The sequence below is a fragment of the Paenibacillus sp. J2TS4 genome (assembly GCF_018403245.1).
In the GTDB taxonomy this organism is placed as follows: domain Bacteria; phylum Bacillota; class Bacilli; order Paenibacillales; family NBRC-103111; genus Paenibacillus_L.
Genome location: NZ_BOSH01000028.1, coordinates 1 through 21,633, shown reverse-complemented (window position 1 = coordinate 21,633; position 21,633 = coordinate 1). Strand labels below are relative to the sequence as shown.

Sequence of the window (21,633 nt, the reverse complement as noted above, 5' to 3'; positions counted from 1 at the left end):
AAAGAATCTGTTCCTATATTTCACTTGATACTCATTTTCGCATTATAATGTTCGTTTTGTTGCAGAACTTTCATCCTGAAATGATTGTTCTTTAAATGAACGAATTGTTCCTCATAGGCGTACTATCAACAGATCATAGTTATGAGGAGGTCATTCTATTGACAATTACAGCTTGGAGCAAAAGAAATCTGATCGCCCTGTCCACCGCTTTTGCTGTCTCGGCGTCCGTTCTTCCCGCCGCTTACGGCACGGGCTTATCCCATTCCATGGAGGGAAAAGAGTCTGCGCATGGAAACGATCTCGCAGCCGCAGCACGATCTTCTGCAGAAACCGCTTTGTTGAACGCCAAAGATATCGAATCGTTTGCGGATCAATTTTTTGAGCGGGACGATGTGAAGGCAATGGACATTCCGGGAGCGGTACTGATAGTAATCAAAGACGGGGAGACCCTCCTGTCTAGAGGCTACGGCTATGCGGATAAAGAACAAAAGATTCCGATGGACCCGGACGAAACCATACTCCGGGTCGGCTCTATATCGAAAGTGTTTACCGCGTCTGCGGTTATGCAGCTATTGGAGCAAGGGAAATTGGACCTCGCTTCCGATATCCAAACTTATATGGGCGATATTCAGCTAAACAATCCATCAGGTTCCCCCCTGACTATGGAGCATCTGCTGACCCATTCGACCGGCTTTGACTACCCCGATATCAAGCGAAGCGACATTCATATGGATCTCGAGCTGTTTACTCCAATGGATGACTATATTAAGGAGTATATGCCGACCGTCGTTCGGCAGCCCGGGACCACCTTTACTTACGACAACTTCGCTTCCATGCTTCAAGGCTATATCGTCCAGAATCTGTCCGGCACGCCTTTCAACGAATATGTGGATGAACAGATTTTCCAGCCTTTAGGAATGAACAACAGCAGCTTCCTGCTTAAGGACTTTATACAAGACAAGCTCGCCACAGGCTACGGCTCCTCGGGAGAACCTATTCCCCTTTATACATTCAAGCCAACGGATATGCCGCAAGGAAGCCTGTTTTCCACCGCTTCGGACATGGCCAAATTCATGCTGATGCAGTTGAATGGCGGAGCTCTGGGGGATACTCGCATTCTACAGGAAGAAAGCGTGCGGCAAATGCAGCAAATCCATTACGCCATTCACCCTGAAGTTCCGCATATGGGGTACGGTTTTGAGACGGCTTACCACGATCATCATAATGGGCATTCCGTCATTGGAAAAGGAGGCAATACTCCCGGGTTCTCATCCTGGATGTGGTTCCTTCCCGAGCAAAACACGGCGGCCTTTATAGCCTACAATAAGGATGATACGATGACGGCCGAGTTGAGAAAAGAATGGTTCAACGCCTTCATGGACCGGTATTTTCCGAGGTCGGAGCCCAAGGAATACATCACGTCCGCTCCCGAGGAGCTGCTGCGTTTTGAAGGAACTTACCGCGATTTGCGGCAAAAATTATTAGTCAGCCGCATTGTCCTATCGCCGGAAGACCAATTAGTTGTTCAGTCCGGACAAACATCGAAAACATTGCGTCAGCGGGATGCCCTCCTGTTTGAAGATGAAGACGGGAAGCCGGTCGCCTTCAAGGAAGGGGAAGACGGAACCATTCTCTACCTGTTCTACAATAATCCGGTTTCCTGGGCGGAGAAAATGGCCGAGCCGGAAGGTTTTATCGATGTTCAAGAGAATCATCCCTATGCTTCCTATATTCGGGAACTGGCTCAATTGGAAATCATCCAGCCGAAGGCCGACGGTTCATTCGGTCCGGAGGACCCGATGACGAGAGCCCAGTTTGCCTCCCAATTCGTACGCGCTCTCGGGATTGAGCCTTCCAGGGTGTCAGTGATGTTTAGCGACGCTGCCCATCATCCGGAAGCCGCTATGCTGCAAACTGCGCTGGAATTCGGGATGGTGCAGGGAACATCACCGGGAATGTTCGAGCCGGATAAGCCGATTACCCGCCAGGAAGCCGCCATTATGCTATGGAACATCATGAAGCTGTTCGGAGCACAGCCGGAGGAAGCCGTTCTTGCCGATGAAACGGACGACTGGGCCCGTGAAGCGGTCCAAAGCTTGGCAGCCCGTCGAATTTACGGTCCGGAAGTGATTCCTTCAGAAGGCGGTTCCATAAATTTCGGTGCCAAGGAGATTCTCCTTCGCCAGGAGGCCGCCGCTCTGATTGATTTAACACTGCGTCAGCTATATTAAAGGCATCGCAAGAAGCACCCGCTGGATTATACGGGTGCTTCTTGCGATAAGCGGCCGGAACGCAACAGCCGGCGATGTAAAAACCGCCTATTCCAATCAAGTGAAAAATATTAAAAGCCACTTTAGAAAAATGAAAGACTGGATCCAGCCCAGCGAGCCGTTTACGCTAGTCCTGTTTGAACTGACCTTTAAGCCGTCGTATGATCAGCAGATTCATGCGGATTCGAACGAAGCGGTCAATTTCATAAGAGAGTATATTCATCTTCATTTGTATAAGCTGGATCCCGGTTCTCTCACCTTTCAAATTGAAAAAGACCAGATTGTTTCGCTTATATTCGCCGAGGACTCTGAGCAGCATGTAAGAACAACTCTGGAGGAGCTGAAGAAAGTTTTTGATCTAGACAGGGAGCTGGGCTTCCTGACAACAGCCGCAAGCCCGCAGCGAAGGGACAGCTCGCAATTGGCCGAAGCTTATACCTACGGTCTAAATTAATCCGGCAGCGCCGATTGAACGATGAAACCCAAATCATAGATCAGGAGGTGCCTAACCGGCCCAATCTCTTGCCTTCACCGGAGCAGGAGCTGGAATTTCACAATCACCTGATGGCCGGCAATGAGAAAGAGCTGTACCGCTGGATCGAACGTCAGCTCCAATCGATGGAGCGCAGAGGAGCGTTTGCTGTTCAGTACCAGCAACTTGCGGCTCAACTGACAAGCAAAATCGACCATGCGCTGCTGGCTCTGCAAATCGATACGGCTGATTTCCAAGTCTTCCGTTCCCAGTTGGCCTCGTGCTATACTATCGCACAATATAAGCTGTTATTCGGATATTATTTGACATTGGCCGTCGAGCTCATGAAGCAGCATAAGGAGGATACCGATCCGATCGTCTCCTTCGTCATGGACTATTTGGAGGAGCATTACTCGAACGATGTGTCTCTGGAAGCTGTAGCCGACAAGCTTAAAATTACGGGCGGCTATCTGTCGACCTATTTTAAAGAGAAAACCGGCTTGAACTTCAGTGATTACTTAAATAAACTGAGAATTGACCGGGCGAAGCAAATATTGGACAACTCGGACGAAAAAGTGAAATCCGTCGCCTCCCAAGTCGGCTATCAGAACGTCAACTCGTTCATCCGGATGTTCAAAAAAATAACGGAGCTCACCCCCGGGGAATATAAAAAAGCAGCATCGGACGCTCCCTAAACAGCCATTAGCCGGTATGTATTGTGTTGAATCCTGATGTGATATACTAAATGTAGTAATGGAAAGGCGGTGTTATCCTTGAGTGTGAATCGAGAAGAATTAAAAAAAATGATTGATCATATTACCGAACAAGATGCGGTTGAAGTACTTGATTTTATCGGATATTTGAATATGAAACGTGAACGCGAGGCATTGAATAATCTTGAGCGTGCGAGCGTAAGTAGTATGGATTTTTGGGATAATGAAGTGGATGATGAGGTCTGGAATGATGTATAAGCAAGGAGATATTCTGCTCATTCCATTCCCATTTACTGATTTAGGGGCAATAAAGCAAAGACCTGTTCTCGTTCTATCCAATACTGATTATAACGGACTACAGCAAGATATTGTCGTAGCAGCGATCACCTCGAATGTAACGAATAAAGATTATTCAGTTCTAATTACTTCAAGTGATCTCGATGATGGGAGATTGAAGGTAGATTCATTGATACGAGCGGATAAGATTTACACCTTCTCAAATCGGATGGTCATTAAAAAATTCGGGCATTTAAAACCTGAAGTATTTCAGAGGATAAGAGAACAGATTGAGAAGTTGATAAGCAGCTGACGATATTCAATAAAAAACATATGTCCAGGGACGAGGCTCTTTAAAGAGAAAACCGGCTTGAACTTCAGCGATTATTTAAATAAATTGAGAATCGACCGAGCGAAGCAGATTTTGGACAGCTCGGATGAAAAAATCAAAGCGTCGCCTCCCAAGTAGGCTATCAGAACGTCAACTCGTTCATCCGGATGTTCAAAAAAATAACGGGGCTTACCCCCGGGGAAGTGAAATCCATTTACTTTTCAGGGACCAAACCGAGAGTTTGAATAGGCCTTCGGATGGTAGGAATACAAAGCCAAAACTCGCACTGGAACTGGAAGCATCTTTCTTACTCCACTCCATGATCTATAGAATCTTTAGTTGAATTTATATAGTGGTATAAAGTCTGAGTAGTCGATTAATCATGATCAAGGCGTCGGTTATCCGACGCCCAGAGTTTTACAATGGAAATCACGGATTCCGATTCAGCTCATCTTTCTTATACCCTATAATCTTGCCTATAATGTTGTCTTCGGATACTTCCCCAAATTGAATACTGTCAACACTTCTCCACCAGTTATCCCCTTTCAGAAAGTAAGAATGGTTAGATATTTTAGTTTCAGGGAAATCTATTTCAAACGAATCTTTAGACAGGCTGGGATTCAAATTTCTTTCTTCAACCACTTTTTGATATTCCTCCCAGTTCAATCCGCTTTTACGAACGCTACCGTAGAAGGTGTCCAATAACCTATTGTTTATATAAATCTTTCCCTTGTTGATCTTAAGCTTTTCTCCAGGCAGCCCAACAATACGTAATATTTTATATTCGGGCAAATCCAGATTAGGATTTACCTTGGACTCATATTCAGGGGTACGGATATAGACGACATCTCCTCTCGCAAATTTTCTATCCTTGGGATCAACGATGAAGGTGCCCCATTCTTTGGATGAATAATGATGTTTTCCCTGATCCATCTCATCCGAATAGCTTTCTACTAAGATCATATTGTCCGGAACTATGTCCATCTCTGCAACATAATAGGGTGTATCGTTATCATAAATGGAAGATGGCTGTGGAGTGCAGGCAGTTGAAATTAACAAGAGCAACATAACAACGATCCATTTCAGTTTCATTTTGCTCACCTCTATCAGTTAAACACATCATACTTTCATCATTTAAAGCCTCATACTTCATCCATGCTGTAAGCAAAAGGTTAGTTCTATAATAATAGACAGTTTCAGTTCAAGGTCTGTTTCATAATATTTTCAACTTTACAAATTCAGTCCTTATTGCCAATGAGAACAGTAAGCTTGGACAAAATGATCGATCGTGTCTGCTCCGCGATTTCGCCTAAAAGAAGCAATGGAGTATACTCGCATCGTTCAAATAAAGGCGGTGTTATCCTTGAGTGTGAATCGAGAAGAATTAAAAAAAATGATTGATCATATTACCGAACAAGACGCGGTTGAAGTACTTGATTTTATCGGATATTTGAATATGAAACGTGAATGCGAGGCATTGAATAATTTTGAACGTGCGAGCGTAAGTAGTATGGATTTTGGGATAATGAAGTGGATTACGGGGGCTGGAATGATGTTTAAGCAAGGAGATATTCTGCTCATTTCCATTCCCATTTACTGATTGAAAAATGACTCAATCTCAAAATCAGTACTTGACAAGGTACAGACCCATGTAACGAACTCTGGTATTACTATAGGGGCTAAATTCAAGGGTTTGGATCACTAACGAATGTCTTGGGGCTAATCGATTCATTGTTTAAGAGTTTTACTGATCATAACGAAACCTCGTTACGTTAAATCACTATTTTCACCCTGTTTTAAATTTTAAAGAATCCCTATATCGTTATATTACTTTTTTTGCATCCTTTTATCGCTTTTTCCGCTCATTGCGTTGCCAAGATTCGTTAAAATCCCGCTGCGCCCGATTTTGCACAAATAAGGCTGCCCAGTTTCGTTAGAAGCTTGGGGCACTCCCCGGCGCGATTCTCGTGCGATTATTCTGGGCCGGGCCTGCTGCGTCCGATTGCCGGGATATCAAGCTCGTCACCCATGAAAAACATCTCAACTTATGAGATGCTTCCTGTTGCTATATTAAATTATTATAATTTCAACTTTCGCACTTGACATCGCCACACTGCCTTTATGTAATCATGCAATTTTAGCTATTCATTGCTGGAGTTGACGCTGGATCAAAGTCGCAAAATAAGACAGTTGCTGTGATGCATCACCGTTCTGCTCATTACGGCAGACACGGGGGTCTGCTCGCACAGTTTACTCGCATAGTCTACTCGCAGCATGGGAATCTAAATGGATTTCATGCAGCTAATTTGCTTCGTTTAAGGTCGAAAACGAAAACTAAATGGAAAACCTCCATCTGTTTTGGGCCAAAAGAGGGATATCCGCAAAATTCCGCCATTTTAAATGCAGTTTTTCCACTTAATACAGCCAATTTGCCTCATTCGCTTCAATTTACCTACATAAAATACAGTTGACGCTACCCTTCTCCCAGGCGAAAATAAAGAACCTGATCCCGTCGCGCTCCAATCACTGCAAGGTCCCGATACTATCTAAATGCCCCTGTATTGTTTCGAAGTGTTTAATTCTTACTTATCGAATGGTTTTGCCAGGGACAATAAAATTTAATTATTTGCGCATTCTGATATAAAAACAAGCCCCTAAGCAATGAATGCTTAGGGACTAAAATAATTATTTCTGATACGTCTCTTTATACCACTCTGTTGCTTCCTTGATCAGTTCATTACCGCCACGCTTTTTCCAGTCTTCGACAAATTTGTTGAACCCGTCCAGCGACTCTTCTCCGGTTATCACTTTGGCCGCGAATTGCATCCATAGACCGTCATAGGCTAATTCCGGCCGAGCCTGCATCGTCGGCAGCGCCGGCATATCCAACCCGTCGTTAACCCGGCCTTCATTATTCGCAATGGTCATGGCTTCAACAATGAGCTCGCCTTGATTGCGCCCGGCCATAAAATCCTGGTTTTCCAGGTACCTTTGCCCCATATAATCGAGGAAAATATTGTACATTTGCTCTTCATAAATTTCTTCCTGGGACTCCGGATATTTATAAATCGCTTTATTGCCTTCCATCGTATAGTTTTGCCCTTCCATTCCATACGTCAGGAATTGCTTCGCTTCATCACTAAACAGCCAGTCCAAATACTTGATAGCAATCTCGGGGTTTTCATTCGATTTGGGAATAACGTATACCATCCCTACCGAGGACCCTCTGTTAGCGCCGCCTTTGCCATCAGGCCCGACCGGCGCCGGGAGAATGACAATCTCCGCAGAAGGGGTATTGGCTTGAACCTCCATCAGCCATTTGTCGGGATAAGTCGCCGCGTGCTGCCACATGCCAACGGTTCCTTGCCCCTTGATCTTGGCATCCCAGTCCTTTCCTTGCTGGACCATAAACTCGTTATCCAACAGCTTTTCTTGATATAAAAGCTTGTACACCTCCAGCGCATCCTTAATGCCTGGTCGAATAAAATTAGGCACTAATTGATCGTCTTCATATTTCCAACCGTCCGGAATGACATCATAGGCGCCGAAAAAAATATTGGTGAAGGCAAAATTGGCCCGGCCGCTATACGGAATCTCATCAGGCTTTCCGTTGCCGTTCGGATCCCCTTCCTTGAAGGCACGGAGCATTTCGATGTAATCATCCACCGTTGTCGGATTTTCCAGTCCTAACGCATCCAGCCAGTCTTTGCGCACATACACCACGTTATCGTTGCGTACAAACATAGACTGGGGAATGCCGTAGATCTTCCCATCCTTGCTTACCTTAGGAGAATTCCAGGCCTCTTCCGGGATGTTCTTCTTCAGATTAGGGCCGTACTCCTCAATCAAATCATTCAAGGGAAGCAGAGCCCCATGGTCCACAGCCGGCGCAACTTCCGCTACATTGATCCCTTGGGTTTGCAATAGATCCGGCAAATCCCCGCCGGCGAAGAGCAAATTCATCTTTTGCTTGTAATCCTGCCAAGGTATCAAAGGATCGATTCGAATATTAATGCCCGACAGCTCTCGTATTTTCTCCACATACTTATCCTTGTTAATATCCGGCGAAGCCTCAATATACTGTTGGCCGGCAGTCGTCTGTCCGATACGCAATGCGGGAGCTTGCTCTCCTCCTGCAGCTCCGGATGGATTGGGCTTCCCCTCCTTAACCTCCGTGTTGGAAGCGCAACCGGTCAGACCGGCCAGCAAGAGTATGGCGGATATTTTAATGAAAATGATCCTTTTCATAGCGATTTTCCCCCTCATATAGAAGTTTTGGGTTATCCTTTGATCGAACCTAGCATGGCGCCTTTAATGAAATGCTTCTGGATGAAAGGATAGACGAGCAAAATAGGAACAGAAGCAATGATAATCGTCGCCATTTTAATTCCTTCCAACGATTGAAGCGTCAAGGAGGCCGTCTGCATCATTTGTTCCGCCTGATTCTCTACGATGAGCTGCCGCAGCTTGAGCTGAAGCGGGTAAAGCTTGGGCTTCGTAATGTACATAACGGCTTGAAAATAACCATTCCAATGGGCGACCGCATAAAATAGTCCGATCGTGCATAGCGAAGGAATTGAAAGCGGTAACACAACTTTCCATAAAGTCCGATATTCTCCACAACCATCGATTTTGGCCGCATCCAATAAGCTTTGGGGGATGTTCTGGAAGAAAGAGATCATGATGATGAGATTGAACGCGCTAATCGCCGAAGGAAGGATCAGCGACCAGAGGGTATCGAGCATCGCCATGGATTTCACCAGCAGATAGCTCGGGATCATCGGCGCTTGAAAGATCATTGTAAACAGCACCAGAATGAGGATCAGCGAGCGGCCTTTCAATTCCCGATGCGATAATCCGTAGGCCATCAGCGCCGTAAGGAGCAAATTAACCAGTGTTCCCGCCGCTGTAATAAAAAGCGTCACCCCAAAGGAACGCCAGATCCCCGGATTGCTCAGTACCGCTGTATAATTCGCCAAGGTCGAGTCAATCGGAAAAACCGTCACTCTGCCTTGTGAAATCGCTTGACCGCTGCTGAAGGAGCCTGCCAGCACATATAGAAACGGATACAGCATCGATAGGCTTAACAGAGTCAAAAATAAGAGGTTGAATACAGAGAAGGCTTTTTGCCCCTTGGTCATTCCAATCATGCGCGAGCCCCCTTCATGTTCAGAAGATAGAATTATCCGTCACCTTTTTACTTATATAGTTAGCTCCGAACAATAAGATAAAGCCGACGATAGATTTAAAAATACCAATAGCAGTCGTATAGCTGAATTGTCCACCCAATAAACCGATTCGATAAATATACGTATCAAACACCTCTCCCGTATCGTACACTAGCGGGTTCAGGAACATATAGATTTGCTCAAATCCCAAATCCAAAATGTTGCCGATGTTTAATAACAACAGAACAATGATCGTCGGCATCAATGAGGGAAGCGTAATGCTGATGGCCTGGCGAAGCTTCCCTGCCCCATCGACTTCAGCGGCCTCATATAAATCCGGATTAATGCCTGTAAGGGCAGCCAGATAGATGATCGTATTCCAGCCGACCTCTTTCCATATCCCCGATCCGACAATAATGGATCGAAAATATTTCGGCTCTTGAAGAAAGAAAATAGGCTCACCGCCAAAGGAGCGTATAATTTCATTCACAACTCCCGAGCTTGGCGATAAAAAATTGATAATCAGCCCCCCGGCAATGACCCAGGACAAAAAGTGAGGCAAATAAAGCACTGTTTGAATCGTTCTTTTGAACAAGGCTTTCCTGACCTCATTCAACAACAGAGCCAAAAGAATAGGAGCCGGAAAGCCGAAAAAAAGCTTATACAGACTGATTAATGCCGTATTGGTCAGTACGCTGTAGAACTCGGGATACGTAAACAGATTGACGAAATGCTTCAGCCCTACAAATTTACTTCCCCATACACCGTCGAATACGTTGTAATCTTGAAAAGCAATGATGCTTCCGGTCAAGGGAATGTACTTGAAAACGGCAAAATAGAGCACTCCCGGCAAGATCATCGTATACAACGGCCAATTCCTTACCCTGAATCGTTGTAAAGATTGCATAGACTCCTCCTTTGCACAATGGTTTGGTAGCGCTGTCATTATTATATTTTTACTGCTTGAATATGGACATGATCTATTTTTTAAAATGTTGCGTTTTTTTACGTCTGCTTTCGGAACTGGTCCGGGGATAAGCCCGTATGTTTTTTAAATGCACGTGAAAAATGCGGATAATTATAATAACCGACGGATTCGGCTACTTCATAGGTTTTAAGTGAAGAATCTTTCAACAGCTTTTGAGCCCGGGTCATTCTCAGTTGAGTTACATATTGGACAAAGCTCATCCCGACAGATTCGCCGAATGCGCTGCTGAAATAAGAAGGGGTCAGCCCAACCGCCTGCGCAATCTCTTCCAGCGATAGAGCGGCTGTAAAGCGCTGATTAATTAATTCGATAGCTTGATTAATTTTTAAATTGACCTTCAGATTCTTTTTGTTGCGCAGTTCGTTCATCATGCGTAAGATGGAAGCCCTCATTTGATTATAGTAATGATCCGGTGACAGCATTGCCGCGTTCAAAGGTGTGATTTCAAGGCAGTTTGGACCATATTTTTCCACAAGCAATGAATGGCAGGCAGAGATTAGATCTTGAACCATATTTTTAAGCGGATACGGAGCCAAATCTTTTTCCATATTCAGCATGAGCTGATGACAATTTGTTAATTCCGCAACAATCCTGCCTTCGTTGAAAAGCATCATATGCTCCACAATTCTATTCGCCGCATCACGGCATAGGGCCGTCCATTCCCCATGTCTGGCGAATCGTTGATTCCGTTCCTCCAGTTTCGCGAACACACCGTCCAATGTTTTAAACAGCGTATCCGGACGAAGCGGCTTCAATAAATAGTCATGGACGCCGAACTGTACCGCCTTTTGCGCATAGGCGAACTCATCGTGACCGGAAATAATGATCGGTTCAATGAACTTGTACTTCTCTCTGACGGCTTGAATCAAGGCGAGCCCGTCCATTATCGGCATACAAACATCCGTAACCAGGATATCGGGTCTTAACTGCTCTATCTTCGTCCAAGCCTCTTGCCCGTCTTCAGCCTCTCCCACGATGGTGAAGCGTTTGTGATCCTGCTGGATCATTTTAGTCAAACTGCGTTTAATCATATATTCGTCGTCAACTACGAGAACCGAGTACATCTTGGATCCCCTCTCTCATTTTGGTCATATCATGCATAGGGAAGCTTCAGTTCAATATCCGTCCCGTGTGCTCCGGATTTAATAATGGTCAGACCATAAGGCTTGCCATAGGTCAAGCGTATGCGCTGGTGAACATTCCACAGACCAATGCCATCCGGCTGGACTTGTTCGTCCGGAGGTTGGTGCAGGAGTTCGTTATATTGCTCTAATCGACGGGGGTCCATGCCCTTCCCGCGATCGGATATGGTGATCTTATAGCCGTCCTGGCAAGCCTCACCGAAGATCCCTATATAGTCCGGCTTCAGGAAGTGTTTGGAGTACCCGTGCTTGAAGGCGTTCTCCACAATGGGCTGGACGATAAGACGAATGGCCTTGACGGCTTTCAGGTCATCGTAATCAAACACCTGCTGAACCTCTAATTTCGGATAGCGCTCAAGTTGTATTTCGAGGTACCGGCTGACATGATCCATTTCATCCTGCAGCGTGACCTTCGCCTGCTCATTAAAGCTGTAGCGGAACATCTCTCCCAGCGCGGTCGCCATTCGGCTGATAGGCATCACCTCTTGCACAATCGCGTAAGAATTAATAATTTCCAGCGTATTGTATAAGAAGTGGGGATTGATCTGCGATTGCATCGCCAGCAGCATAGCTTCCCTTTGCCTGATTACCCCTTCCTTCTCTCTCAGCTCTGATTTATGAATGACTTCAATCAGATGTCTGATTTGCCCGACCATATGGTTAAAGCTTCTATTCAGCCGTCCGATTTCATCCTGCCGATTGTCGGGTGCTCTCACATGCAGGTTGCCCGTTTCAGCCTGCCTCATTAATTTTTGCAAATGCGAAACAGATTGGGTCAACGAGAAGGAAAATAAACTGACACCTATTATAATCATCGCAATAAATGCCAAATGGATCCATGTATTGATGTGGCGAACAATCGGCTTCGCCGTCAAATCTTCAAAGGGAATTTGAGAGATCACCGTCAAGCCGGTCAAACCCGAACGATCGAACGAAACAATCCGCTTTGCATTCTTGTCGTTCCTCGTAATGAACGAGCCTGTGTTCATCCCTTTTGACATTTCAAGATTCGTGGTCTCCATAAGTTGGCCTGCTTCCTCTTGTTGAGAATGAAAAAGAATCTGCCCGTTTTCGTCGATAACCTGTAAAAATCCCGAGGGTCCAAGTTCAACCTCGGTAAAATGCTGAGTTAAATGATTCAGCCTTAATTCAAACACCAACAGCCCCGAGTGGCGGTAAGAGGGAGTGGACCAAAATTTTCTCGCAATCGTTAAAATCGGAGCGGAATCCAAATAATGGACTTCAATGATTTTGTACCGGTGATTGGGAATTTCATCCCAATTATTCACACTCGTGCTTCCGTTCTGCAGCCCTCTGAAATTTCCGATAGTCGCCCCTTGATCCGACACAATCTTAAATCCGTATATTTCCGGCCGATCGAATATAACGGAAGGAATGACTTCCTCACGGATCCGTTCGGACAGGTGAAAATATGGGTAGTCTTCCTTTTCTGGAGAAATATCCATTAATTGTTGAACGAGAGGATGAACAATAATGGGAAGGGACGACCGCTCCAGGTCGTCAAAATAGGTATCCAGCCGGCTGTTCAACTGCTGGACGAGCTGTTCGCTGTAATGCATGGCATTCACTTCGATTTGCTTTTCCAAACGGATATAAGTAAAAATATTAAATAGCAAATAAGGCAGCAAAAGCAAAAAGATTAACAAAAGAAGCTTTGTTTTTATCGAAAGCGTTTTCATGTCTTGGGAAGCCTCCTGTGTGTCTGCGTACTTAGTTCAATTCCAGGATGATATCAAATCTTAAAGTACATTCGACATGAAATCTTTTGTTTCCTTCTAATCGGGACGAGTACGAAAAGGACAACCGATTGCAGATCAGAGCAAAGCAAAAAGAACAACGTTTCAAAGCTTGTATCGGCTTCAAAACGCTGCTCTATGATCAAACTCCAGGACAGACTACTTATCCAAGGTGCCTTCTGCATCAAAGGCGAGCGGGAACGGATCGGACAGCACCTCAATGTCCGGATGCCGGCGCGCTTCGTCCAGCAGTGCGGTCGAGATCATCATCTCGCCCAAATGCAGCGTATCGCGAATGCGCATCAAGCGGCACGTCTTGTAATCGAGAATGTTGCTCGTCTTGACCGCTGCCTTGATGGCCAGCAGATCGTTATCCAGCGTCGTGGAGATGTTGCACGGCAAACAGACGGTCGAGGTCAGTCCGTTTGCATAGGTTGCTTCCGCGTCCATTTTGCTGACGAGACATTTCGTCGTAAAATCCGACAGGCCGATGCCGGCTGCATTTCCTTTGGACTCTGGCGTCAAGTCCAGCGCTACAATCTTCGTTATATCCGGCCCGCCGTACGCATACTTCGTCGGAAACCGCCCGGTGACGTTCGGGTCCATCCCGTCGCCGCTAATATTTTTGCCGATCCAGTCGATGACCAGCACATCGGCTTGCGGAATGAGCAGCTTCGGCAGCCGTTCCTTCGCTTCGACCAGCAGTTCTTTCTCTCTTGATTCGAACTGCTCCACCGGCAGTGCCTCCAGCCTGCACGTCTGATCATACGCATTTTCAACAATCGCCAGTCCGAATACGATCGGCAGCTTCCGCATCAGCAGACGCGCCGCTTGGGGCATGTTTTCCGCCATATGCTTGAAGCCCATCTGATGAATCGCTTCGGCACCTTTTTGCTTGCCGATGCCAATGGCGACCATCTTCAAGACGCCGCTCTCGTACGGACCGCGAAATGCCGTATGCGGCTTGATCCGGTTGATGACGACAATGGCGTCTGCTTCCTCCGCCATGTACCGGTCCGCGTACACCGGCAGCCCGTTGGGCAGCATATCGAGCTGCACGACGTCCATGGAAGCGGCAATCGGTACACCCATCGCTTCTTCTGTAATGCCCAACTGGCGCAGAATCTCCACTTGCCCCGTTGTGGTCGCCCCGCCGTGGCTGCCCATGCAAGGCACTATAAACGGCTGTGCGCCAACGGCTTTCAATTGATCCATCGTCGTGCGCACAATAAGCGCCAAATTCTGAATCCCTCTGCTTCCCACCGCTACAGCAACACGCTGACCGGGTTGAATGCGATTCAGCGTACCCGGCGTTCGCAGTTGCTGTCGGATATGGGATGGAAGATCTGCGATAGCAGCCGCATCAAATCGCTGCCGAATCCGGACCATCTCCGGGACCGGAATCGGATCCAGCAGTTTGCGGATGATGCTCATTCACAACACCTGCCTCTCATTTCATTCCGTGCAGCAGCTCCACGATGTAGACGACATTGCGAATAATGTGATACGGATCTTTGACCGGCAGCGCGACAACTTTGTTGATCGGTTCGCCATTGCGCATCCGAATCTGGATCCATTCGCCCACCTGTTCGTCCGGGTTCGGGAACGTGCGGAATGTATAGTCGTGTACTTTCCAATAATCGTCGAGAAAAGCCTGGTCGCCCGTCATGCTGTAGCAAAGCAGAGTCGTGTACAGCGCTTCGGAATGCGGCCACCACAGCTTGTTGTCCCAATTGTTGGACACCTGCTGCGCCATCGCGGTCTGCTCAATACCGGTGAGCGACCCACGCGGCTGGCCGCCGTCGCGATCGACGAACAGCAGCAAGCCGCCTTGGTCGGAATCCCAGCCGATCTCGATCATTTTTTGGGTCGTCTCGCATGCTTTGACGCCGTAATGGTCCAGAACGCCCAGCTTGCGCGCCGCATGAATAACGAACCACATATCTTCAATGGTGTGCCCGGGATTGCAGTAGCGTCCGAGCAGTGTGTCCACACGCGCATTCGCCGTACTGATCATTTCCTGCACAACGCCGTCTTCCTGACGAAACTGTTCCATAATTTCTTGCAGAAACCCGTGCATATTGCTGCGAAGCGATTCGATATCGGCCTCCGCATGTGAGAATCGTTCCTCAGCTTCCAACAGCTCTTGCGTCACATTGAGCAAAATCATCGGGATGTTGTGCGACTTGTAGCCTTCCGGCGTTGGGTAAGGAGCCATCTCATAATTGCCGCTGCGAATGCGTTCTACAATCGAGCCGTACAACGAACGGGCAAACCGGATGCTTGCTTCGTCCCCGGACTCCAGGGCGTATTTGGACAAACCAGCTACGACAAAGCAATCCGCAAATACGCTGGAATCGTATCGATCGTTGGGAGGAACGAGCTTGGGCGCTCCTTTCTTGTCCATAACAAACGTACAGTTACCGTTTGGCAGCAAGCAGTGCTTCATCAAAAATGCCGCACCTTGTCCGGCAAGCCCGAGAAACTGCGCGCGCTCCACTTCGGTGAACGTATCCCCTTTCATCGAAGCCAGCTTGGCGTACATCCAGACGAACCGTCCTTGCGACCACGTATATTTGTCCGTCGACACAAGCTGTGACCCTGTATTGTCATAACAATTGAAAAAGCCTCCATCTTCCGTATCCGTCGATTTCAACCAGAACGGCAACAGTACCCGCTTCAAATGATCGACATAGAATTGTTGCAGTTCCCCAGGTTGCAACGCTTGTTTCATCCCTATCGCTCCTTCTCTTATTCCCCGGTTCCCATCATCTCGCGGACTACGCGCCCCATCTCCGAGACATCATGGCCGCCGTAGCCCTTCAGATGCCCCATGCGAAGCAAGCTCAGCCCGCCATCCAGCACGAAAGCCGGGATTTGATGCTCGTCAAACAATTTTTTCACATAGGAGATGTCTTTTAGCGCCAAATCCAGCGCAAACGAAGGTGTATACGTTTGGTTGACGATTTTAGCTGCATTACTCTGATACATAGCACAGTTTACGCCGCTTTGTCCAATGATTTCAAACAATTTTCCCGTATCGAATCCCATCTTCTCGGCAAGCGGGAAAATTTCAGCATACAGCGAGATGTACATAATCGACAAATAGTTATTGACGAGCTTCGCGATGTTGCCTGCTCCCGGACCGCCGACATGATGCACGCCACGGGAAGCAAACGTCGCAATGATCGGCTCGCATTTCGCAAACGTTGCTTCATCGCCGCCAAATGTCACGATCAGGCTGCCCTCTTCGGCGTGCTTCGGCGTTCCGGTGAGCGACGCGTCGGCAAATTGCCCGCCAGCGGCGTGAACGTGCTCATGAAGCTGCTGCGAAGAAAGCGGATAACTTGTGCTTAGGTCGACGATCGTTCTGCCCGCGACACCGATCGATAGAAATTGGGCAATCATCTCCTCCACTTGCGGGGACCCTGGCAAAGAAAGGAAAATGACCTCACTGTGCTGCAAGAGCTGTTCGATACTTGAAGCGATCGTCGCTTTCGATTGAAATGGCTCCAGACTGGCTGCATGGATATCGTATACCGCCACCTGATAACCATGTCCGATCAACTGGTGGCAAATACCACTCCCCATCCTTCCCAAACCAATAAATCCGATTGTTTCCATCTCTCTTTCCTTCCTTCTCCGAAATAATGAGGGGCAGCAGTTAGCGCTGCCGCCCCTAAATCCGTCACTGGGACGCTTTTTCTTTGTCGATCAGCGCTTGGAAATCTTTTTGTGCCTTGTCTGCTGCGCTTTGAATGTCCTTGCCCTCGATAGCCGCACTAATCGGGCCGCTGATCATATCACGGGCTTCTGCCACGCCAATGACTTGCGGACGGTCGATGCCGACGCCGATTTTCGTGCTTTCGTTGATGACTTTGACGAGATCTTCCGGGTAGTCTTTCGTCGATTCCGGGTTGTTCCAAACCGATTGACGTGCGCCCGGGTTGCCCGCTTTTTGCGTTTTTAGCACGATTTCCTTGCTTGTTGCCCATTTGACAAACTCGGCAGCCGCTTCTTTGTTATTAGAGAAGCTGCTCACCGCTAGCGCACCGGAGCTGACATTATAGGGCTTCGCACCCGCCGGGCCTGCCGGGAACATCGCATAGCCGACCTGATCGCTGACCGTCGATTTCGATGGATCCGCCACGTTCAGGTAAATAGCATCCGCGTCCGTAAACATCGCCACTTTGCCCTGCGCGAACGCCGCGGCGGCTTCCGTCCAGTGCATGTTGATCGCCCCGGGCGGCCCGAATTGGTTCAGCATGCCGCCGTAGTACTCGTACGCCTTCATTGCTTCCGGCGTATTGAGAGTGGCCTTGTCGCCATCGTGGAATTGACCGCCAAAGCTGTACAAATAACCAGAGAACTGCGTAACGGCGACGCTTTTTCGGCCGCGTGCAACGAAGCCGTATATGCCGGCTTTGGCATCGGTCAACTGCTCGGCTGCTGCCATCATCTCCTCCATCGTTTTGGGCACCGCAATGCCTTTTTGCTCGAATAAATCTTTGCGGTAGTACAGCACTTCCCGCTCGGTCGTAATCGGCAAGCTTGTCAATTTGCCGTCGAAGCGGGACGAATCCAGGGAGGATGGGATGAAGTCATCCAAGTCAAATGCCTCGTCCTGGCTTACATAAGGATCGAGCGGCTCGACCCAGCCGTTTTTGGCAAACAGCTTCGTCTCATCCAACGGACGGATAAACATGACATCAAGCGATGAAGTTTTGGCAGATAGCTCGACCGCCAGCTTGTTGCTCGTCTGCTCCTGGCTTAACGACTCCACCTTCACTTTGATACCGGTCTTCTCTTCAAATTCCGGCAGCATCGTCTTGATCGTATCGAGCCACGGGTGAACGGCCATGACGAACCGGATTTCTGTCCCTGCATACGGCTTGTCCGGATCCCCGCCGGCACCTTGCTGCGTGCCGGGGTCTTTCACTCCGCCGCTGCCGCAAGCGGCCAATGAACCTGCCAGCATCATCGTTGCAACGGCTGCTGCCGTACGTTTTCCCCACATGGATAATTGCATGATGTTGTTCCCTCCAGCGTTCAAATTTTGTCGTTGTCCCCTTTTTTGATTCGGTCGTTCCACATGAAGCAAGCGGTTCATTGTGTTGGTTTGCCGCGGATCACCTCCTTCAAGTGCTCCAACCCCGCTTAACCTTTGACAGCTCCGGCCGTAAGCCCTTGAATAATGAACCGTTGGCTGAGCAGCGAGATAACAAGGATCGGAACCGTAATCAACACCGCTGCTGCCATCAAAGCACCCCAGTCAATGGCGGCATACGAGATAAAATTGAACACCGCCAATGGCAATGTTTGCGTATTCCCGCCAGCAAGTGCCATAGAGAAGACGAGGTTGTTCCAGGAAAAGATAAACGACAGGAGCGACGCAGTAATGATCCCGGGAACCGACAGCGGCAAAATAATTCGTAGAAATAGTCCCAATATCGACGAGCCGTCCACAATCGCCGCTTCCTCCAATTCCCGCGGTAAAGAATCAAAGTACGGGATCATGAGCCAAATGATGAAAGGCAGGTTGATCAGCAAATGACTTAGTGACAACGCGAAATGGGTATCGACCAGCCCCATCTTCGAGAAGATGACGTACCATGGAATCAGGAACGTAATCCCCGGTATAAAGCGGACCATCAAGATCACAAGGCCAAGCATGTTTTGCCGATAACGGGAGATCGAGTAGGCCGCCGGCAATCCGAGCAGAAGCGACAGAAGCGTCGATGACAGCCCGACAATAAAGCTGTTCAGGATGGGCTTCACAAACTCATACTCGCTGAATACCGTCTTGTAGTTGTCCATAATTGGCGTAAACGACAGAAACCGCTCGGTAGCCATAATATCGACTTGAGTTTTAAATGACGCGAGAATCATCCATAGGAACGGAAAGCAGACAACAAGCAGGATCAGCAGCAAACTGACATAGAACAAGATAGACGTATGCAAGCGCGACCGTTTCTTGTTTGCGACTGCACTTGTCATAGCATCTCACCTGCCTTTTTCCTTACGTAGACAAACAGCAAACTGATCAGTGCGACGAGCAGCAGGAACATTATAATCAGTGCGGAGCCCATCCCGACTTTGAAATAGTTAAAACCGAGCAAATATCCGTACGTATTCAGCGTCTCGGACGAATTGCCCGGTCCGCCCTGCGTTGTGGCATAAATCAAGTCGAACGTCTTCAATGCATCAATCATGCGCAGCAGCATGGCCACAATAATCGTCGGCATCAGCATCGGAATCGTAATGTGCCAGAACGTCTGCCATTTCGATGCGCCATCCACGACGGCGGATTCATACGGATCGCTTGGAAGCGTCGTCATTCCCGCGAGCACGATCAGTGTAATCATCGGTGTCCATTCCCATACGTCGACCAGCATGAGAGACGGCATAACGGTATCCGACGAGGTCAGCCAAGCTTGCGGTTCTATCCCCAATTTGCCAAGAAAGAAGTTGGCAAATCCGACCGTCGGTTCATAAATCAGCATCCATACCATGGCAATCGCAACAGGAGTCGATACCATCGGCAACAAAAATAGCGTTTTCACAACATTTTTAAAACGAAAGCTGCGGTTGAGGAAAACCGCCAATCCGACACCAAGCACGGTCTCAACGATAATGACGCCGAACGAAAAGTAAATCGTACGCCATGCCGATAGCCAGAATCGCGAATCGCCCATCAAGCTGATGTAGTTGTCCAGGCCGACCCACAACGGCGGGGTCGTGCCGGACATACTCCATTCGTGCAAACTGAGCCACGCCGTATAGCACAATGGAAAAACAACCATTAATGCAACGAAAATGACGGCGGGCAGGGAAAAAATGTAGCGGATGTTGCGATCAATCCAGCCCGAAATCATAACATCACCCTTCTAGTGTCATAGTGTATCGTGTTACAAGGTGGTATCATTCTTCAAAAAGTAGTTCGGATATTTCTCGAGCAGCTCCGCTTTTTCAAAGCGGGATTTGACGTGCTCCCGCAATGCGGCTTCCGCCTGATCGGGATCCCGGGCACGGATGCTGTCCACGATGCGGGTATGCTGAGCGATAATCATCTCCCAATCGAAGTACACCGCCAACAACAAATTCCGAAACCGTTTGTACTGCGACAGCATTTGTTGAATGACAGACCAGGTACGCTGTTTGCCGCACTTGTTGAAAAACGTCTCATGAAACTGCTCGTCCAGCTCATGCATCTTCTCATAATTGTTATCTTGGGCAGAGATGATACGCTGTTCTGCTAAAAGCGCTTCCATTTCCGCGATGTCATGCTCTGTAAAAGTGTTGCAGGCAATCCGGAGAACAGCGACCTCCATATTTTCACGGACAAACCGTGCTTCTTCCACCTGATCGATATCTATGAGCGACACAAACGATCCTTTCTGCGGATATACGACAATCAAGCCTTCTTCTGCCAGTTTCATAAACGCTTCCCGAGTCGGCGTTCGGCTTACTTCCAGTTTGTCGCCAATCTCTTTCTCCGAAATCATCGTACCAGGCTCCAGTTTCAGACTAAGAATGTTCTTCTTCACAATTCCATACACATAATCTCGGGTAGAACCTTGTCGCGACTGTAGAATCATGTACTGACACACCCTTCACTTCACTTGTTCAACTAGTATACTAGTATACTACCATACTTGTTTTTTTCTGGTCAACCTCTCTGGCCATCATTTTAGTTGCAATACATCGATCCAAAATGATATTCAAGGCAAATAAACCCGGAAGCGAGTATCCTCCCAGGTTTGTTACAAAAAATTTCTTCGCGGAAGCGATGAGAATTCCCTATGATGTCTGTTATCGCCCGATCTTTCCCTGCGAAGCTAACTATCTCCCCAAGGATAAACGGCTATCGCCGTCCTTTGGACAGGCGCGTTTACCGATGAAATATAAGAACAGGTATAAGGTCAAAACTTATACTTTCTTATATTTCAAAAAATCACGTTCCCGATTCGTCTTCCATATGCAGCATCCCCCATTTACACATCACGGTAAGAACAGGCTCTAATGTTCGGCCGTATTCAGATAGCGAATATTCCACTTTGGGAGGAATTTCTTTGTAAATAACTCTCGTGATTAATCCATCCCCTTCCAGCTCGCGAAGCTGATTCGTCAGCATTCCTTGGGTGACCTCCGGCAAAAGTTTCCTGAGCTCGCCAAATCGCTTTGTTCCTTCATGCAGCAATATAAATAATATGAGCGGCTTCCACTTCCCGCCAATCACTTGCAGCGTAGTAATAATTCCGCGCTTATTCACATGTTCCCTTTGCTTTAATTCCATTTTTCTTGGCGCCCCCCTTAATTATCCTCAATTATTACATTACGGAGCTGAAAGTAGAAGCAGTATATTATTTCGTACTTAGTATGTTTTTTCGTTACTACTTAGGTCTCTCGTCAACGGGAGATATTTTTTTTGGTGCTGGTAAGGAATTCCGGCCCCTCGTGTAGAAGTATATAAAACAGCGACTAAAGATCAAGGAGCGAACCACGTGAAACTAAGG

Annotated in this window: 19 protein-coding genes and 2 pseudogenes; 7 read left to right on the top strand and 14 right to left on the bottom strand. The window is 47.7% G+C overall.

Translation table 11 applies throughout. The features are described from left to right. The first annotated feature begins 158 nt into the window (after window positions 1-158). The 6 genes and pseudogenes from KJS69_RS29020 to KJS69_RS30405 all read left to right on the top strand — a co-directional run. Window positions 159-2,231, top strand: coding sequence for a serine hydrolase domain-containing protein (locus tag KJS69_RS29020; protein ID WP_249730763.1), 2,073 nt, complete (start codon window positions 159-161; stop codon window positions 2,229-2,231). A gap of 34 nt (window positions 2,232-2,265) precedes the next feature. Next, entirely contained in the window at window positions 2,266-2,724 is a 459-nt protein-coding gene (locus KJS69_RS29015) for a hypothetical protein (protein WP_213587678.1), read from the top strand. Between the two features lie 14 nt (window positions 2,725-2,738). Beyond that, window positions 2,739-3,437 carry a helix-turn-helix domain-containing protein gene (locus KJS69_RS29010; protein WP_213587677.1) on the top strand — a complete coding sequence of 233 codons (699 nt, stop codon included), beginning with the start codon at window positions 2,739-2,741 and terminating at the stop codon, window positions 3,435-3,437. 84 nt (window positions 3,438-3,521) lie between these two features. Next, window positions 3,522-3,713, top strand: a complete 192-nt coding sequence (locus KJS69_RS29005; protein ID WP_249730766.1) for a DUF2281 domain-containing protein — start codon at window positions 3,522-3,524, stop codon at window positions 3,711-3,713. Further along, window positions 3,703-4,044, top strand: coding sequence for a type II toxin-antitoxin system PemK/MazF family toxin (locus KJS69_RS29000; protein ID WP_249730762.1), 342 nt, complete (start codon window positions 3,703-3,705; stop codon window positions 4,042-4,044). The genes KJS69_RS29005 and KJS69_RS29000 overlap by 11 nt, the downstream gene beginning before the upstream one ends. A 152-nt stretch (window positions 4,045-4,196) precedes the next feature. Next, a pseudogene (locus tag KJS69_RS30405) lies at window positions 4,197-4,307 on the top strand (hypothetical protein); the annotation flags it as partial. Between the two features lie 184 nt (window positions 4,308-4,491). Here the strand turns inward: KJS69_RS30405 and lepB are convergent. Further along, a complete protein-coding gene (lepB, locus tag KJS69_RS28990; protein ID WP_213587675.1) occupies window positions 4,492-5,154 on the bottom strand; it encodes a signal peptidase I in 663 nt (220 codons plus the stop codon). A gap of 277 nt (window positions 5,155-5,431) precedes the next feature. On the opposite strand from lepB, the gene KJS69_RS28985 reads away from it, so the two are divergent. Further along, a complete protein-coding gene (locus KJS69_RS28985) occupies window positions 5,432-5,662 on the top strand; it encodes a hypothetical protein (RefSeq protein WP_249730765.1) in 231 nt (76 codons plus the stop codon). 1,085 nt (window positions 5,663-6,747) lie between these two features. Here KJS69_RS28985 and KJS69_RS28980 read toward each other — a convergent pair. The 13 genes and pseudogenes from KJS69_RS28980 to KJS69_RS28920 form a co-directional block, all read right to left on the bottom strand. Next, window positions 6,748-8,310 (bottom strand): extracellular solute-binding protein, encoded by a 1,563-nt coding sequence (locus KJS69_RS28980; protein ID WP_249730761.1) that lies wholly within the window; start codon window positions 8,308-8,310, stop codon window positions 6,748-6,750. Between the two features lie 32 nt (window positions 8,311-8,342). Next, window positions 8,343-9,212: a carbohydrate ABC transporter permease gene (locus KJS69_RS28975; protein ID WP_213587674.1), complete on the bottom strand. Its 870-nt coding sequence runs from the start codon at window positions 9,210-9,212 to the stop codon at window positions 8,343-8,345. A gap of 19 nt (window positions 9,213-9,231) precedes the next feature. Next, window positions 9,232-10,137, bottom strand: coding sequence for an ABC transporter permease (locus KJS69_RS28970; RefSeq protein ID WP_249730760.1), 906 nt, complete (start codon window positions 10,135-10,137; stop codon window positions 9,232-9,234). 98 nt (window positions 10,138-10,235) lie between these two features. Beyond that, window positions 10,236-11,282 carry a response regulator transcription factor gene (locus KJS69_RS28965; RefSeq protein ID WP_213587672.1) on the bottom strand — a complete coding sequence of 349 codons (1,047 nt, stop codon included), beginning with the start codon at window positions 11,280-11,282 and terminating at the stop codon, window positions 10,236-10,238. 29 nt (window positions 11,283-11,311) lie between these two features. Beyond that, window positions 11,312-13,060 carry a sensor histidine kinase gene (locus tag KJS69_RS28960; protein ID WP_213587670.1) on the bottom strand — a complete coding sequence of 583 codons (1,749 nt, stop codon included), beginning with the start codon at window positions 13,058-13,060 and terminating at the stop codon, window positions 11,312-11,314. A gap of 216 nt (window positions 13,061-13,276) precedes the next feature. Next, a complete protein-coding gene (locus tag KJS69_RS28955) occupies window positions 13,277-14,551 on the bottom strand; it encodes a nickel pincer cofactor-dependent isomerase, group 22 (protein WP_213587668.1) in 1,275 nt (424 codons plus the stop codon). 16 nt (window positions 14,552-14,567) lie between these two features. Beyond that, window positions 14,568-15,851: an AGE family epimerase/isomerase gene (locus tag KJS69_RS28950; RefSeq protein ID WP_213587666.1), complete on the bottom strand. Its 1,284-nt coding sequence runs from the start codon at window positions 15,849-15,851 to the stop codon at window positions 14,568-14,570. A 17-nt stretch (window positions 15,852-15,868) separates the two neighbouring features. Beyond that, window positions 15,869-16,744 (bottom strand): annotated as a pseudogene (locus KJS69_RS30400) (NAD(P)-dependent oxidoreductase); the annotation flags it as partial. 61 nt (window positions 16,745-16,805) lie between these two features. Further along, a complete protein-coding gene (locus KJS69_RS28940) occupies window positions 16,806-18,146 on the bottom strand; it encodes an ABC transporter substrate-binding protein (RefSeq protein WP_213587660.1) in 1,341 nt (446 codons plus the stop codon). Window positions 18,147-18,274: 128 nt separating this feature from the next. Beyond that, window positions 18,275-19,114: a carbohydrate ABC transporter permease gene (locus KJS69_RS28935; RefSeq protein WP_213587659.1), complete on the bottom strand. Its 840-nt coding sequence runs from the start codon at window positions 19,112-19,114 to the stop codon at window positions 18,275-18,277. Continuing rightward, window positions 19,111-19,992, bottom strand: a complete 882-nt coding sequence (locus tag KJS69_RS28930; protein ID WP_213587658.1) for a carbohydrate ABC transporter permease — start codon at window positions 19,990-19,992, stop codon at window positions 19,111-19,113. Before KJS69_RS28930 ends, KJS69_RS28935 begins: the two co-directional genes overlap by 4 nt. 33 nt (window positions 19,993-20,025) lie before the next feature. Further along, entirely contained in the window at window positions 20,026-20,715 is a 690-nt protein-coding gene (locus KJS69_RS28925; protein WP_213587656.1) for a GntR family transcriptional regulator, read from the bottom strand. 356 nt (window positions 20,716-21,071) lie between these two features. After that, window positions 21,072-21,413: a winged helix-turn-helix transcriptional regulator gene (locus KJS69_RS28920; RefSeq protein WP_213587654.1), complete on the bottom strand. Its 342-nt coding sequence runs from the start codon at window positions 21,411-21,413 to the stop codon at window positions 21,072-21,074. Between the last annotated feature and the right edge of the window lie 220 nt (window positions 21,414-21,633).

Coding starts and splice junctions, on each gene's coding strand:
- KJS69_RS28920 (WP_213587654.1), bottom strand. CDS start 21,413: ATGGAATTAAAGCAAAGGGAACATGTGAATAAGCGCGGAATTATTACT.
- KJS69_RS28965 (WP_213587672.1), bottom strand. CDS start 11,282: ATGTACTCGGTTCTCGTAGTTGACGACGAATATATGATTAAACGCAGT.
- KJS69_RS28955 (WP_213587668.1), bottom strand. CDS start 14,551: ATGAGCATCATCCGCAAACTGCTGGATCCGATTCCGGTCCCGGAGATG.
- KJS69_RS28980 (WP_249730761.1), bottom strand. CDS start 8,310: ATGAAAAGGATCATTTTCATTAAAATATCCGCCATACTCTTGCTGGCC.
- KJS69_RS28950 (WP_213587666.1), bottom strand. CDS start 15,851: ATGAAACAAGCGTTGCAACCTGGGGAACTGCAACAATTCTATGTCGAT.
- KJS69_RS28940 (WP_213587660.1), bottom strand. CDS start 18,146: ATGCAATTATCCATGTGGGGAAAACGTACGGCAGCAGCCGTTGCAACG.
- lepB (WP_213587675.1), bottom strand. CDS start 5,154: ATGAAACTGAAATGGATCGTTGTTATGTTGCTCTTGTTAATTTCAACT.
- KJS69_RS28935 (WP_213587659.1), bottom strand. CDS start 19,114: ATGACAAGTGCAGTCGCAAACAAGAAACGGTCGCGCTTGCATACGTCT.
- KJS69_RS28975 (WP_213587674.1), bottom strand. CDS start 9,212: ATGATTGGAATGACCAAGGGGCAAAAAGCCTTCTCTGTATTCAACCTC.
- KJS69_RS28930 (WP_213587658.1), bottom strand. CDS start 19,992: ATGATTTCGGGCTGGATTGATCGCAACATCCGCTACATTTTTTCCCTG.
- KJS69_RS29000 (WP_249730762.1), top strand. CDS start 3,703: ATGATGTATAAGCAAGGAGATATTCTGCTCATTCCATTCCCATTTACT.
- KJS69_RS28960 (WP_213587670.1), bottom strand. CDS start 13,060: ATGAAAACGCTTTCGATAAAAACAAAGCTTCTTTTGTTAATCTTTTTG.
- KJS69_RS28970 (WP_249730760.1), bottom strand. CDS start 10,137: ATGCAATCTTTACAACGATTCAGGGTAAGGAATTGGCCGTTGTATACG.
- KJS69_RS28925 (WP_213587656.1), bottom strand. CDS start 20,715: ATGATTCTACAGTCGCGACAAGGTTCTACCCGAGATTATGTGTATGGA.